This window comes from Winogradskyella sp. 3972H.M.0a.05 (genome assembly GCF_040493455.1).
GTDB lineage: Bacteria > Bacteroidota > Bacteroidia > Flavobacteriales > Flavobacteriaceae > Microcosmobacter.
Window position 1 is genome coordinate 108,608 of record NZ_JANFDA010000001.1, and the last position, 12,938, is coordinate 121,545.

A 12,938-nucleotide genomic window follows, 5' to 3' on the forward strand; every position below is an offset into this window, starting at 1 on the left:
TACTATCTTTAATTAGTCATTGAGATTTAACCTATGTTAAAGCAGTATTTACAATTCAAACTTTCTCAAAAGCTGTCACCTCAGCAAATTCAGTTAATGAAACTGATACAATTGCCTACGCAAGCTTTTGAGCAACGTTTAAAACAAGAATTGGAAGAGAATCCTGCCTTAGAAAGTGGTAAAGAGAAAGATGCATCAGAGGATGGTTTTGACGATTTCGATAACTCTAATGACGAGTATAACGATAGTGAAACTATCGATGCCGAAGATATTAATGTGGATGATTATCTAAGTGATGATGAGATTCCAGATTACAGAACGCAAGCGAATAATTACAGTAGTGATGATGAGGAAAAGAGTGTGCCATATGCGGCTGGAATGTCTTTTACGCAACATCTCATAAATCAGTTAAACACCTTTCGTCTTTCTGAAAATGAAGAAGATATTGCTAACTTCTTAGTTGGCAGTGTTGATGAGAGTGGCTACATACGTCGTTCCTTGAGTGATATTATGGACGATCTGGCTTTTACTCAAAATGTTTATACTACTGAAGATGAGATTGAAAACGTTTTAAAGGTAGTTCATCAATTAGACCCTTCGGGAGTTGGTGCGCGTAACCTTCAAGAGTGTTTGAGTATTCAACTGCATCGTAAAACTAAAACTCCAGATGTTGAGCTAGCTATAGCTATTATCGATAAAGCTTTCGATCAGTTTACTAAAAAGCACTATCAAAAGTTACTTCATAAGTTTGACGTTTCTGAAATTCAGCTTAAGGATGCTATCGAGGAAATTGAACGTTTGAATCCCAAGCCAGGTGGATCTTATGCTGGGAATAACAAAATTGTTGAACATATCGTTCCAGATTTCGCAATAAAGATTGTTGATGGTGAATTAGAGCTAACTTTAAATGGTAGAAATGCTCCTGAGCTTCACGTATCCAGAGAGTACAACAATATGCTCAAAGGCTACAAAGAATCAAAGGATAAGTCTAAATCGCAAAAAGATGCTGTGTTGTTTATTAAGCAAAAGCTTGATGCTGCAAAATGGTTTATAGAAGCTATAAAACAGAGACAACAAACGCTTTTTGTAACGATGAGTGCTATAATGCATTATCAAAAAGACTATTTCCTTTCTGGTGATGAGCGTAAGTTAAGACCAATGATTCTTAAGGATATCGCCGATGAAATCGATATGGATGTTTCTACGGTGTCTCGTGTTGCCAATAGTAAATATGTAGACACACCTTATGGTACTAAACTTATTAAGGAGTTCTTTTCTGAATCCATGAAGAATGACCAAGGTGAAGATGTTTCCACAAGAGAGATCAAAAAGATACTGGAAACCGTTATTGAAGACGAAGACAAGAAAAAGCCTCTAACGGACGAAAAGCTAGCTACTATTTTAAAAGAAAAAGGATATCCTATAGCTAGACGTACGGTTGCAAAATATAGAGAACAGCTCGATATCCCTGTGGCGAGATTACGAAAAAAGATATGACCAATCATATCCTAAAAGCCATATCATTTATTTTCCATCCGCTAATAATGCCTGTTCTTGGTGTTATGTTTTACTTTCACAAAACGCCACGTTTCATCCCAGATCCTTTACAAAATGCTAAGCTATTCTCTGTAAGTATTCTAACGATTATACTCCCTATTTTACTCTTTTATATGTTGAAGACTATAAATAAAGTAGACACCATTTATTTGAAGACTACTAAAGAACGTATTATTCCTTTGCTTCTTAATTGTGTCATCGCGCTGTTAATCGTAAAAAGAGTATTGCCGCCAGATGAAATTATAGAACTCTATTACTTTTTTATTGGAATTCTTTTCTCGTCTCTATCCTGCTTGATTCTAGCGATGCTGAAAGTAAAGGCTAGTATACATATGATAGCAGCATCTGGATTCTTCATGTTTGCTTTGGCAGTTGGCATTCATTTTAAAGTAAACATCAATGGTACCATAGCACTCATGGCCATTATTTTGGGAGCTATCGCTACATCGCGATTGCATCTCAAAGCACATACTTTTCCTGAATTGATTATTGGGTTTGCTGTTGGGTTTATTCCTCAGCTTCTACTGTTGCAGTTTTGGTTATAGTATATAGACGATCAACCCTATTTTAACAGCATTGATTCCGATAGTTTGATCATTAAGCTTTGCTTCATCTTTGAAAATATTATTCAAGCTATAATACAGATGAAAATTGAATGTTGAATATCCTGCGCTTAGTGTAATACCGTATTGAATTCTATTGACATCACTAATTCCTGAAGTATCAATATTACCTAGACTTCCTCTAAATTTGGTAGTATTGTAAACAACATAGCCAAACTTAAATCCTGTATATATCCTCCAAAACTTATACACTGTACTTGTAGAAGTTCGCCATCGAAACTCCAAGGGAACTTCTATCAAATAGGTTGTTAGTTTGTTTCGCGAGAAGGATGCATCAGTATCATCAATCAAAGTGTAATTAACACCTTGATTATCTTCGGACACTAGAATATTGTTATTGTAAGAGTTCGAAGACACTCCTATTCCAAGACCTATGGCAAAATTTCGTCTTTCGTTAATAGGCATATCTCTTATAAAGCCTAAATGAAATCCTGTTGAGAATCCACGTTGAGATACACCACTAGGTTTATTCCCCAATAGATTATAAGTCGTAGATATGTAAAACTGGTCTTCTCTATATTTGTTATCTACTGCAGTACTATCTGTGTCTGTTTGACCAGATATATTCTGAATAGAAATAAGAAATACAAATATTAAGGTAAGGACTCTCATATTTTATAAAAATAACAAAGCGTCATGATTTATTACCATCATAACGCTTTGTTTATATAAATCAATTAAGAACTATAACAATTGATTTGGGAAGGCTATTCTTCTACTTCGCCTTCTCCAGTAACATACATTATCTTAAGTGCATTAGCTTTTCTTAGTTCCTGTTTCACATCAGAAACTAAACCAGCATTTGCTTCTTTATCAACCTTCAGTGCAACGACAAACTTGTCTTTAAATTCTTCATTAAGACCAGTAACATACTCTTGTACTGCTAGACCTATGCCTTCTAAGCTAGAAAACTTATCATTGATTTGAACTCTTGCTTCTGTACCATATTTACCGTTGAATCTATCTGCAGGTTCTCCGATGTATATGAACGTTGTTCTATCTTTTTTAAGCTTCTCTACCTGATTCGCATTAGGTAATGAATTTTTTATCAATAAAGTATTGTCACGCATTACGGTTGCAACCATAAAGAAGAATAACAACATAAATACAATATCTGGTAAAGATGCTGTAGATATAGCTGGTAGTTCGCCTTTCTTTTTATTTTTAAATTTTGACATAACTAATTGTAGATTTAATTCTTCTTAGGTTCAGCTTCAGAAAGTTTTAAAGGATACATCTTCTTAATTTCTTCAATTCGTCCGTTAAGTTCCTCATCTTTCTTAAACTGATTTTTCTCCTTCTGTGCTAACATTGCATTGTACACGTCATCTTCTCCTGGGTAGAATTTCCCATAGAGTCGCTTAGCTTCTCTATTTCTTAAGAAATTATATGCCGCAACGAGCTCGTTCTGTACAGAAATATATTTTCCATAAGATGTCTCTCTATCGTGTTGCATGGATATAATTGCTTTATCAGGATTATCAGACGACGCCTCATCTCTCTTACCTTGACAGTAATTACATGAGCCATCTCCACCATTATCTAAAAACTCAATAGCTGCTTGTCTAAGATCTTTAATCTCCATAGGATCATCTTCTACAAGTAATTGATCGTTTCTATTTAATAGTACTATAAATAAGTTCTTTTCCTTAATAACGACCTCGTCGTCATTAGGTGGTTCAATAGGTGGCAAACTTCTCAAAATCCCTTTATCTTTTTCAATAGTTGTAGTAACTAGGAAGAAGATAAGGAGTAAGAAAGCTATGTCAGCCATTGAGCCTGCATTTACTTCTGGTGCTGCTCTTTTTGCCATACCTTATATTATTTACTGATCATTTTTTTAACGCCAAATAAAAGCATTGATCCTAGAGCAACAACAGCTAAAAAGTAGAACAAGTACAATCCTGTTCCTACTAATTTAGATCCTGACGCAGACAATACTTCGCCGTCTTTCATTGGTGTTTCAACACCTTGAGCCATTACATAGGCTATAGCAGCAAGAACACCGAAAACGACAACGCTTCTTAGTGTGCTTTTTAAAGCCGCTGGGTTAGTAGCAATATTTTTTAGTGTAAAAACTACTGTGAAAACTACTGCTAATCCAAGTACTACATAGGCTACATTCATTAGTGGATCAACAGAGCCTGTTGACTCACCACCGGCAAAAGCATCTTTAATAGCGGTATCGCCCATGCTTATAATCATACCTAGTAGTATAATTGAAATAACACCAATAATTAAAGCTACTATGGTTAATATTTTTTGTGAATTCATAGTGTAACTATATTATTAGGTTATTACTTCTTGTGCTTTACTAACAAGTCCATTAATGAGATTGAAGCATCTTCCATATCATTAACAATGCTATCAATTTTTGCAATAATGTAGTTGTAGAATATCTGTAATATAATAGCAACAATCAGACCAAATACCGTTGTAAGAAGTGCTACTTTAATACCACCAGCTACAAGAGAAGGCTGCATATCACCAGCTGCTTCAATTTTATCGAATGCCTGGATCATACCAATTACTGTTCCCATGAACCCTAACATTGGTGCTAAGGCGATAAATAATGAGATCCAAGAAACATTCTTCTCTAATTGTCCCATTTGTACGCCTCCATAGGCTACTACTGCTTTTTCTGCAGCATCGATATCCTCATCTGCTCTGTCTAATCCTTGATAGAAAATAGAAGCAACAGGACCTTTAGTATTTCTACAAACTTCCTTAGCAGCTTCTACACCTCCTGAAGCTAAAGCATCTTCTACATTAGCAATTAATTTCTTAGAGTTAGTTGTAGATAAGTTTAAAAAGATAATTCTTTCGATAGCAATGGCTAAACCAAGAATTAAACAAAGTAATACAATACCCATGAAGCCAGGACCTCCTTCAATAAAACGTTTCTTCAACTCTTGATGGAATCCTAGATCTTCAGCCGGAGCTTCTTCTTGAATTACTGTTGTCGTTGTAGTAGCCATTGATGCTGTTGTAGCATTAACATTAGCTGTTCCGAAAGCCATGCATCCTACAATGGCTAGGATAGAAAATAATCTTTTCATTGTTCTTAATCTTAATTTTATTAGTTAAAGTGTTAAAGATAAAAAAAAAATGTTACCAAAAGTTAAAATTTAACGCTCATCGCTAGGCTTTATTAGTGTTCTGGTAGCTTAGCATTACTAGCACAAAAATCGTACCCTTTTCACATGTTTTCTTTAGCAGAGAGGAAGGGATTCGAACCCTCGATACGCTTTTGACGTATACACACTTTCCAGGCGTGCGCCTTCGACCACTCGGCCACCTCTCTAGTTTTGACTGTTCAAAAAAACAGTGCGTCAAATAACAAAAAAAACTTTAATTCTAAAAACGAATACCTAGGGAATTTAAGTCATTTCTCCTCTAAGGGAAGTTTCGAATATGGTTTTGAAGGATTTAGCTTGAATTTTTTCTCCAAGCATATACATAAGTTTTGCTGTAGCTGCTTCTGTTGTAATGTCTTTTCCAGAAATAATACCTATCGATTTTAATTTTGTGCTAGTGTCGTATTGACCCATAATAACACTACCTCCTGAGCATTGTGTTACATTAATAATGTGTATTCCTTTTTGTACGGCTTCCTTGAGCATGTTCAAAAACCATGCTTCAGTGGTGCAATTGCCCGCGCCATAAGTTTCTAATATAACGCCTTTGAGTTCTGGATTTGAAAAAAAACTCTTTAATACAGACTCTGTTATTCCTGGGAAGAGTTTAAGGATAGCTATGTTGTCGTCTAACTCTTTTCTTATGATCAGTTTCTTTCTGGTATTGGGTTTAAACAATGCCTCTTTATTCACATTTAAGTGGACACCAGATTCTGCTAAATGCGGATAGTTTAATGATTCGAAAGCTTCAAAATGTTCGGCATTAATCTTTGTCGTTCTATTACCTCTGTATAATTTATATTCAAAATATAATCCTACCTCCTTAATCATTGGTTTCCCATAATGCTGAAGTGAAGCCATTTGTATTGATGTTATCAGATTTTCTTTAGCATCTGTTCTCAGGTCTCCAATTGGCAATTGTGATCCTGTGAATATGACTGGCTTTGCTAAATTTTCTAACATAAAACTCAATGCTGAAGCCGAATAGCTCATCGTATCACTTCCGTGTAAAACAACGAAACCATCAAAAGCATTGTAATTATCCTCTATAATTGTTGCAATCTGCTTCCAATATTTTGGGTTCATGTTTGAAGAATCTATAGGATCATCAAACGAGATAGTATCGATATCACAGTCGAGAAGCTTTAACTCAGGAATCCGCTCTAGTAATGTTTTGAAATCGAATGCTTTTAAAGCGGCAGTATCTGGGTCTTTGACCATACCTATAGTTCCGCCTGTATATATAAGGAGTATTTTAGGAATCATTGATTAATAGTATTGAATACTTCAGAAGCATTCTGGGTTGTAATGCTTGCAATCTCTTCTTTTGGCATTTGATAAAGTTCTGATAATTTTTCGAGAACATAAACTATATATGCACTTTCGTTACGTTTTCCTCTATAGGGTTTTGGTGCTAAATATGGTGAATCTGTTTCTAACACAATATGTTTTAAGTCTATAGTATTAATAAACTGATCTATTTTACCATTCTTAAAAGTGACTACTCCACCTATTCCCAGTTTCATATTATAGGATATTGCTCGCTCAGCCTGCTGTTCGTTTCCTGTGAAACAGTGAAAAATTCCGAATAGTTTTTCATCATTAACGTCATCTAAAACTTCAAAGATTTCATCAAAAGCTTCTCGGCAATGAATCACAATTGGTAGGCCATATTTTTTTGCTAATTCAATTTGAATCTTAAATGCCTCTTGCTGAATTGCCAGAGTACTTTTATCCCAATATAGATCAATCCCTATTTCGCCAACTGCACAGAACTTTCTTTTTGAAAACCACTCGTATACTAATTGCAATTCTTCTTTATAAGTATCTGGCTTTACACTTGTTGGGTGTAAGCCCATCATCAAGTTTACATTATCTGGGAAATCTTCCTCCAATTTTAACATTGATTCTGTATATGAAGAATCGATTGCAGGAATAAAGAATCTTGAAACACCACTATCTATAGCTCTTTGTATCATTTCTGTCCTATCCTCATTAAAAGCCTCCGAATATAAATGGGTGTGAGTATCTGTTATAATCATGGCACAAAAATAATTGATTTATAACATTATATTTGTACAAATACTCACTATGGATACTTTACAGGATTATCTTTTGTCTAAAGGTTATACTAAGGTTAAACTGCACCTTACAAAAACAAATCATTTTGAGATCATTGCAAGAATAAATGGTAGAAAAGGGCTGTTTATATTGGACACAGGTGCTTCTAGCTCTTGTGTTGGTTTTGAAGCTATAGACACTTTTAATTTGAAGGTTAAGGATTCTGAAATAAGAGCAGTAGGTGCTGGCGATTCTAACATGCAAACTCAAATCTCTAAGCAAAATAAAGTAAAGATTGGGAAGTGGAAAAAAGATAGGGTGGTACTTATCCTATTTAATCTTACTCATGTAAATACTGGATTAGTAAATCATAATTCTAATCCTGTTGATGGTATTATCGGTGCAGATATCCTTAAAAAGGGAAAGGCAATCATTGATTATGAGAAGAAGTACTTGTATCTGAAATTGTGATATTTTAATTAATAGTAACTTAGTAAATCCCAAAAACTAATTAATAGCAATGCAACCCTCTATTATTATTGCAGATGATCATCCCCTAATTTTGAAAGGACTGCGAGAGTTTCTTTTGGAACGTGACTATGCCATTGAAGCCTGTGCAAGTGATGGAAAGTCGGCTTTGAATTTTATAGAGTCCATAAAGCCAGACATCGCAATCTTGGATATTCAAATGCCGCATTACACTGGTATACAGATTGCTAAAATTTGTAAAGAGCGTCAATACGCAACTAAAATCATCGTTATCACATTTGAAAAAGATGAGAAGCTTTATAATGAGGCCAAAGCATTAAATATTTTTGGTTATGTCTTAAAGGAATTTGCACTTACAGAAATAGAAAACTGTATCGCTTCTGTAATAAACGGTAAGCCATATTTTAGCCCAGAACTGATTTCTAGCCTAGAATCTAAAAACCCTCCTTCCGAATTAAATAAATTAACTCCTACCGAGAAAAAAGTCTTAAAACTTATCTCAGAAAACAAAACTGCAGCAGAAATAGGTCTAGCATTTTCAATTTCTTCTAGAACCGTTGAGAAGCATAAAAGCAACATTATCAAGAAGTTAGGACTTAGCCACAAGCAAAATAGCTTGTTAGTTTGGACAAAAGAAAATCAAGAGTTTTTATAATTAATTGATTATCAGCATTTTAATTTTTTTACTTTAAAAAATACGTAGGTTTACGTATTGTGTCGTGTTTCTTTTATGCCGAATTTTACGTAGTTATTAAAGGGTTTTTCATTAATAACTTAGCAATTAATTAGTTCTTAGGGGAACGAGTGAAGCTCCGGATTTTATATCTGGAGCTTTTTCTTACAAAAAGGTTAAGTGACCCGCTAAAAAATACGTAATCTTACGTATTGTTTGATATTGTTTTTATAACGAATTTTACATTGCTATTAATCAATAACGCTCCAAATAGGGAAATAAAGCTCCGGATTGTCATTGGTCTGGAGCTTTTAAAATAGATAACTTAGGTATGGAACCAATGAAGAACAATTACATGCAACCAAATCGACTTCTCATAATTAGTCTTATTGTTAGTGCATTACTTATTGTATTGGCTAACATTATTGTTAATTTTTTTTAGTTATAGTTAGTTATTTTAAGGAAAAGCAATGTGTTGGTTATAACGTTGCTTTTTAAAAACAAAAAACCCTTTCAATTGCATTGAAAGGGTTTTTTTGGATATTATTTGATTTTATTGCCATTTTTATCAAAAAAATGATATTCAAGATATGTGTAAGCATCTCTTGGTAAAACTTTTACCCACTTTTTGTGTTCCATAAACCATTTAGTACGTACCGATGGGAAACCTTTTGTTAAAAAGGCAGCTATAAAAGGGTGTGCATTTAGGGTTACCTTTTTATAGTCTCTTTTGAAAATTCTTTCTAAATCATTGGTAATTTTTTGCACTAATACAATTGGTGCTTCTACTTCACCTGATCCATTAGGATTTTCTTCTTTGGTTTTAATATTGCGCTCTGGTCTTACACGTTGTCTGGTTATTTGTACCAAACCAAACTTACTTGGTGGTAGTATCTTGTGTTTGGCCTTGTCGTCTTTCATCTCTTCTCGAAGATGATTGTACAAGGTCCTTCGATTTTCAGCTTTATTCATATCTATAAAATCTACAACTATGATTCCGCCCATATCACGCAAGCGCAATTGACGAGCTATTTCTGTTGCAGAAATTAAGTTTACTTCTAGAGCTGTATCCTCTTGGTTTTTTTCTTTGTTAGATCTGTTACCACTATTTACATCTACGACATGTAGGGCTTCGGTATGTTCTATTACCAAATAGGCTCCTTTTGCCATAGAAACTGTTCGACCAAAAGAGGTTTTAATCTGGCGTTCTATTCCAAATTTTTCGAAAACTGGAACACCATTTTTGTAAAATTTTACAATGTTCTCTTTTTTAGGCGCAATTTGATGCACATAGTCTTTTACTTGTTCGTACAAAGCTTCATCATCTACTATAATACTCGAAAAGGAATCGTTAAAAATATCTCTCAAGATCGATGAAGCTTTGTTCATCTCTCCCAAGACTTTTGTAGGATGATGTGCTCTATAGAGTTTCTTACACATTGCATTCCATCGTTTTAGCAATGTTTGTAAGTCTTTATCTAACTCAGCAACTTTTTTATCTTCGGCTACTGTACGTACAATAACACCAAACCCTTTTGGTGTAATACTTTTTACCAATCGCTTTAAGCGATCTTTTTCTTCCTTCGATTCAATTTTCTGCGAAATTGAAATACGATCGGAAAATGGAACCAATACTATATATCTACCTGCAATGGACAACTCTGAACTTATTCGAGGTCCTTTTGTAGATATGGGTTCTTTTACGACTTGTACTAAAATGGATTGATTTGATTTTAACACATTAGCTATTGCTCCATGTTTATCAATATCTTTCTCAAATTGGAAACTTTTTAGAGAGTAATCTCTTAGTTTTCCTGTGCTTACACGTTTTACGAATTTTAAAAGTGAAGAGAGTTGTGGTCCCAAATCGTGATAATGCAAAAATGCATCTTTCTCGTATCCTACATTAACAAATGCAGCATTAAGACCTGGTACAACTTTTCTAACTTTAGCGATAAAAATATCACCAACAGAGAAGTTGTTGTCTTCTTCATCTTTGTGCAATTCTATAAGTTTTCCATCTTTTAATAAGGCAAAATCAACAATATCAGAACTCGATCGAATAATCAATTCTTTATCCATAATGTTAATTTATATCCATCGCAATAATGCAATAGATGGATTATTACTTTTTGACACAGGATTAAAAATCCAGCAAATCTATAGCGCTTACCCAAGGTGGTAATCATTAGCTACAGATTCTATATCAAAGAACGTTTTTTAAAAACCGAAAAAGTAGTTAAAACAACTACTTTTTCAATTTATTTGTTTTTTTTGTGACGATTAGCGCGTCTTCTTTTTTTACGCTTGTGCGTCGCTACCTTGTGCCTTTTTCTTTTTTTACCACTTGGCATAAATTATACTTTAATTCGGTTAATATTAGTTAAAGTCTTGTTAGTTAACTTCAACATTTGTTTTTACTCCTTCTACAAAAACTTTAGCAGGCTTAAATGCAGGAATATTGTGTGCAGGAATTTTTATTGTTGTATTCTTAGAAATATTTCTTCCTGTCTTCTCAGCTCTTGTCTTTATAATAAAACTTCCAAAACCTCTCAAATAAACGTTATCTCCGCTTACTAAAGATGTTTTTACTTCTTCCATAAATGTCTCAACTGTGGCTTGAACATCACCTTTCTCAATTCCTAATTTATCTGAAATCTTAGCCACTAAATCTGCTTTTGTCATTGTTATTAATTTTAGGGTTAACTATTAATTATAAGGGATGCAAATATATGTAATTTAATTTCAATTTTTCAAGTGTAATTAATTAAAATTTAACCTGATAAAGGATTATTTTTGCTTCAAATTGAGCTTATAAATGAATTTTAGTGAAATTTTAAGTGACTGGTATTCAACAAACAAGAGAGAACTCCCTTGGAGGAAAACAAAAAATCCGTATTACATATGGCTCTCAGAAATAATATTGCAGCAGACCCAAATTAAGCAGGGTTTACCTTATTATGAAGCTTTTGTAAATAAGTATCCCACTGTTCACCTTCTAGCTGCGGCCAAGGAATCTGAAGTTTTAAAGCTTTGGCAAGGCTTAGGTTATTATTCTAGAGCACGTAACCTTCACTATACTGCAAAATACATCTCCGAAGAGTTGAATGGTGTTTTCCCAGACAATTATAAAGATCTAAAAGCATTGAAAGGTGTTGGGGACTACACAGCCAGCGCAATAGCTTCTATTTGTTTTAATTTACCTAATGCTGTGGTTGATGGTAATGTTTATAGAATTTTATCGAGATACTTTGGTATTGAAACACCAATCAATAGTTCTGAAGGAATTAAATCCTTTAAAGCTCTTGCTACTGAATTGATAGATCATGAAAACCCTGGAGATCATAACCAAGCCATAATGGAGTTTGGAGCAAGGCAATGCAAGCCAAGAAACCCAAACTGCGAAATATGTCCATTGAATAGCAGTTGTTTGGCTTTAAAGAATAAACAGATAGAAATGCTGCCAGTAAAACTTAAAAAAACACGTATTACTAAAAAGCATTTCAATTTTTTGGTCTTTATATCATCTGATGGAAAAACTTATTTTGAAGAAAGAACTTCGAAAGGTATTTGGCAAAATCTGTATCAATTCCCTCTAATTGAATCTGAAGAAGAAGTTAAGGACCTTGCACTTCATGCTGTGTTCAAGGCAAATTATGACTTACAGCTAAAGAGTGTTTCTGTCTATAATAACAATCCTATTGTTCATAAGCTGTCTCACCAGCATTTGTACACTAAGTTTTGGATTATAGAAACCGACAATCTTGGTGATGCTGCTGTACCAATTTCAAAATTAAAAACATTCCCTACCTCTATTTTAATAAGTAACTTTTTGGATAGTTTTAACTTCAATTGAGTGTTTTATTTTTTATTATCTTTATTAGTAGATGCAAAAGATTTATTTTTGTTTCTTAAAATTTAAACTATGTCAGGTACATTAAATAAAGTTATGCTTATTGGTCATTTAGGAGATGAAGTGAAGTTACACTATTTTGAAGGTGGTGGTTGTGTTGGGCGTTTCCCATTAGCCACTAATGAAACATATACCAACAAGCAGACTAACGAACGTGTTTCTAATACCGAATGGCATAATATCGTAGTAAGAAATAAAGCTGCTGAGATTTGTGAAAAGTATCTTACTAAAGGGGATAGAGTTTATATAGAAGGTAAAATTAAGACTAGAAAATGGCAAGACGACAAGGGTCAAGATCGTTATTCTACCGAAATTCAATGTACAGATTTTACATTCTTAACTACAAAAGGTGAATCGGAGTCTCAACGTGCTCAGCAACCTCAACAACCTACTCAATCGCAACCAAATCCAGTTTCGAGTGTTGAGTCAAATATTGCTGATGAACCGGATGATCTTCCATTCTAAAGTTTAACCAATTAGCTAAC

At 34.0% G+C, this 12,938-nt stretch carries 15 protein-coding genes and 1 tRNA gene; 6 read left to right on the forward strand and 10 right to left on the reverse strand.

Annotated features, from left to right (window positions below):
• Positions 1-33 precede the first annotated feature (33 nt).
• The gene (gene rpoN, locus NCE97_RS00425; protein ID WP_353776892.1) at positions 34-1,497 is read left to right on the forward strand and encodes an RNA polymerase factor sigma-54; all 1,464 of its coding nucleotides are present in this window, start codon (positions 34-36) and stop codon (positions 1,495-1,497) included.
• A complete protein-coding gene (locus NCE97_RS00430) occupies positions 1,494-2,102 on the forward strand; it encodes a hypothetical protein (protein ID WP_353776893.1) in 609 nt (202 codons plus the stop codon). Before rpoN ends, NCE97_RS00430 begins: the two co-directional genes overlap by 4 nt.
• Here NCE97_RS00430 and NCE97_RS00435 read toward each other — a convergent pair.
• The 8 genes from NCE97_RS00435 to NCE97_RS00470 form a co-directional block, all read right to left on the reverse strand.
• Positions 2,097-2,792: a porin family protein gene (locus NCE97_RS00435; RefSeq protein ID WP_353776894.1), complete on the reverse strand. Its 696-nt coding sequence runs from the start codon at positions 2,790-2,792 to the stop codon at positions 2,097-2,099. The genes NCE97_RS00430 and NCE97_RS00435 overlap by 6 nt on opposite strands.
• Positions 2,793-2,887: 95 nt before the next feature.
• Complete coding sequence (locus NCE97_RS00440) at positions 2,888-3,358, reverse strand: ExbD/TolR family protein (RefSeq protein WP_353776895.1); 471 nt, start codon at positions 3,356-3,358, stop codon at positions 2,888-2,890.
• 14 nt (positions 3,359-3,372) lie between these two features.
• Positions 3,373-3,993, reverse strand: coding sequence for an ExbD/TolR family protein (locus NCE97_RS00445; RefSeq protein WP_353776896.1), 621 nt, complete (start codon positions 3,991-3,993; stop codon positions 3,373-3,375).
• Between the two features lie 8 nt (positions 3,994-4,001).
• Positions 4,002-4,454 carry a hypothetical protein gene (locus NCE97_RS00450; RefSeq protein ID WP_353776897.1) on the reverse strand — a complete coding sequence of 151 codons (453 nt, stop codon included), beginning with the start codon at positions 4,452-4,454 and terminating at the stop codon, positions 4,002-4,004.
• A gap of 23 nt (positions 4,455-4,477) precedes the next feature.
• The gene (locus tag NCE97_RS00455) at positions 4,478-5,239 is read right to left on the reverse strand and encodes a MotA/TolQ/ExbB proton channel family protein (protein WP_353776898.1); all 762 of its coding nucleotides are present in this window, start codon (positions 5,237-5,239) and stop codon (positions 4,478-4,480) included.
• A gap of 157 nt (positions 5,240-5,396) precedes the next feature.
• Positions 5,397-5,484, reverse strand: a tRNA-Ser gene (locus tag NCE97_RS00460).
• Positions 5,485-5,560: 76 nt separating this feature from the next.
• Positions 5,561-6,583 (reverse strand): asparaginase, encoded by a 1,023-nt coding sequence (locus NCE97_RS00465; protein WP_353776899.1) that lies wholly within the window; start codon positions 6,581-6,583, stop codon positions 5,561-5,563.
• Positions 6,580-7,359 (reverse strand): TatD family hydrolase, encoded by a 780-nt coding sequence (locus tag NCE97_RS00470; protein ID WP_353776900.1) that lies wholly within the window; start codon positions 7,357-7,359, stop codon positions 6,580-6,582. The genes NCE97_RS00465 and NCE97_RS00470 overlap by 4 nt, the downstream gene beginning before the upstream one ends.
• A gap of 49 nt (positions 7,360-7,408) precedes the next feature.
• Between NCE97_RS00470 and NCE97_RS00475 the strand changes: the two genes are divergently transcribed.
• Together NCE97_RS00475 and NCE97_RS00480 are read left to right on the forward strand one after the other, a co-directional pair.
• Positions 7,409-7,849, forward strand: coding sequence for a retropepsin-like aspartic protease family protein (locus NCE97_RS00475; protein WP_353776901.1), 441 nt, complete (start codon positions 7,409-7,411; stop codon positions 7,847-7,849).
• Between the two features lie 49 nt (positions 7,850-7,898).
• Entirely contained in the window at positions 7,899-8,522 is a 624-nt protein-coding gene (locus tag NCE97_RS00480) for a response regulator (protein WP_353776902.1), read from the forward strand.
• Positions 8,523-9,083: 561 nt separating this feature from the next.
• Here the strand turns inward: NCE97_RS00480 and NCE97_RS00485 are convergent.
• The gene (locus NCE97_RS00485) at positions 9,084-10,622 is read right to left on the reverse strand and encodes an Rne/Rng family ribonuclease (RefSeq protein ID WP_353776903.1); all 1,539 of its coding nucleotides are present in this window, start codon (positions 10,620-10,622) and stop codon (positions 9,084-9,086) included.
• Positions 10,623-10,934: 312 nt separating this feature from the next.
• Positions 10,935-11,225, reverse strand: coding sequence for an HU family DNA-binding protein (locus NCE97_RS00490; protein WP_353776904.1), 291 nt, complete (start codon positions 11,223-11,225; stop codon positions 10,935-10,937).
• 133 nt (positions 11,226-11,358) lie between these two features.
• Between NCE97_RS00490 and mutY the strand changes: the two genes are divergently transcribed.
• Both mutY and NCE97_RS00500 read left to right on the forward strand, forming a co-directional pair.
• Positions 11,359-12,396 carry an A/G-specific adenine glycosylase gene (gene mutY / locus NCE97_RS00495; protein ID WP_353776905.1) on the forward strand — a complete coding sequence of 346 codons (1,038 nt, stop codon included), beginning with the start codon at positions 11,359-11,361 and terminating at the stop codon, positions 12,394-12,396.
• Between the two features lie 69 nt (positions 12,397-12,465).
• Positions 12,466-12,918 carry a single-stranded DNA-binding protein gene (locus NCE97_RS00500; RefSeq protein WP_353776906.1) on the forward strand — a complete coding sequence of 151 codons (453 nt, stop codon included), beginning with the start codon at positions 12,466-12,468 and terminating at the stop codon, positions 12,916-12,918.
• Positions 12,919-12,938: the final 20 nt, after the last annotated feature.

Coding starts and splice junctions, on each gene's coding strand:
- NCE97_RS00450 (WP_353776897.1), bottom strand. CDS start 4,454: ATGAATTCACAAAAAATATTAACCATAGTAGCTTTAATTATTGGTGTT.
- mutY (WP_353776905.1), top strand. CDS start 11,359: ATGAATTTTAGTGAAATTTTAAGTGACTGGTATTCAACAAACAAGAGA.
- NCE97_RS00470 (WP_353776900.1), bottom strand. CDS start 7,359: ATGATTATAACAGATACTCACACCCATTTATATTCGGAGGCTTTTAAT.
- rpoN (WP_353776892.1), top strand. CDS start 34: ATGTTAAAGCAGTATTTACAATTCAAACTTTCTCAAAAGCTGTCACCT.
- NCE97_RS00500 (WP_353776906.1), top strand. CDS start 12,466: ATGTCAGGTACATTAAATAAAGTTATGCTTATTGGTCATTTAGGAGAT.
- NCE97_RS00485 (WP_353776903.1), bottom strand. CDS start 10,622: ATGGATAAAGAATTGATTATTCGATCGAGTTCTGATATTGTTGATTTT.
- NCE97_RS00490 (WP_353776904.1), bottom strand. CDS start 11,225: ATGACAAAAGCAGATTTAGTGGCTAAGATTTCAGATAAATTAGGAATT.
- NCE97_RS00455 (WP_353776898.1), bottom strand. CDS start 5,239: ATGAAAAGATTATTTTCTATCCTAGCCATTGTAGGATGCATGGCTTTC.
- NCE97_RS00480 (WP_353776902.1), top strand. CDS start 7,899: ATGCAACCCTCTATTATTATTGCAGATGATCATCCCCTAATTTTGAAA.
- NCE97_RS00445 (WP_353776896.1), bottom strand. CDS start 3,993: ATGGCAAAAAGAGCAGCACCAGAAGTAAATGCAGGCTCAATGGCTGAC.
- NCE97_RS00465 (WP_353776899.1), bottom strand. CDS start 6,583: ATGATTCCTAAAATACTCCTTATATATACAGGCGGAACTATAGGTATG.
- NCE97_RS00430 (WP_353776893.1), top strand. CDS start 1,494: ATGACCAATCATATCCTAAAAGCCATATCATTTATTTTCCATCCGCTA.
- NCE97_RS00440 (WP_353776895.1), bottom strand. CDS start 3,358: ATGTCAAAATTTAAAAATAAAAAGAAAGGCGAACTACCAGCTATATCT.
- NCE97_RS00435 (WP_353776894.1), bottom strand. CDS start 2,792: ATGAGAGTCCTTACCTTAATATTTGTATTTCTTATTTCTATTCAGAAT.
- NCE97_RS00475 (WP_353776901.1), top strand. CDS start 7,409: ATGGATACTTTACAGGATTATCTTTTGTCTAAAGGTTATACTAAGGTT.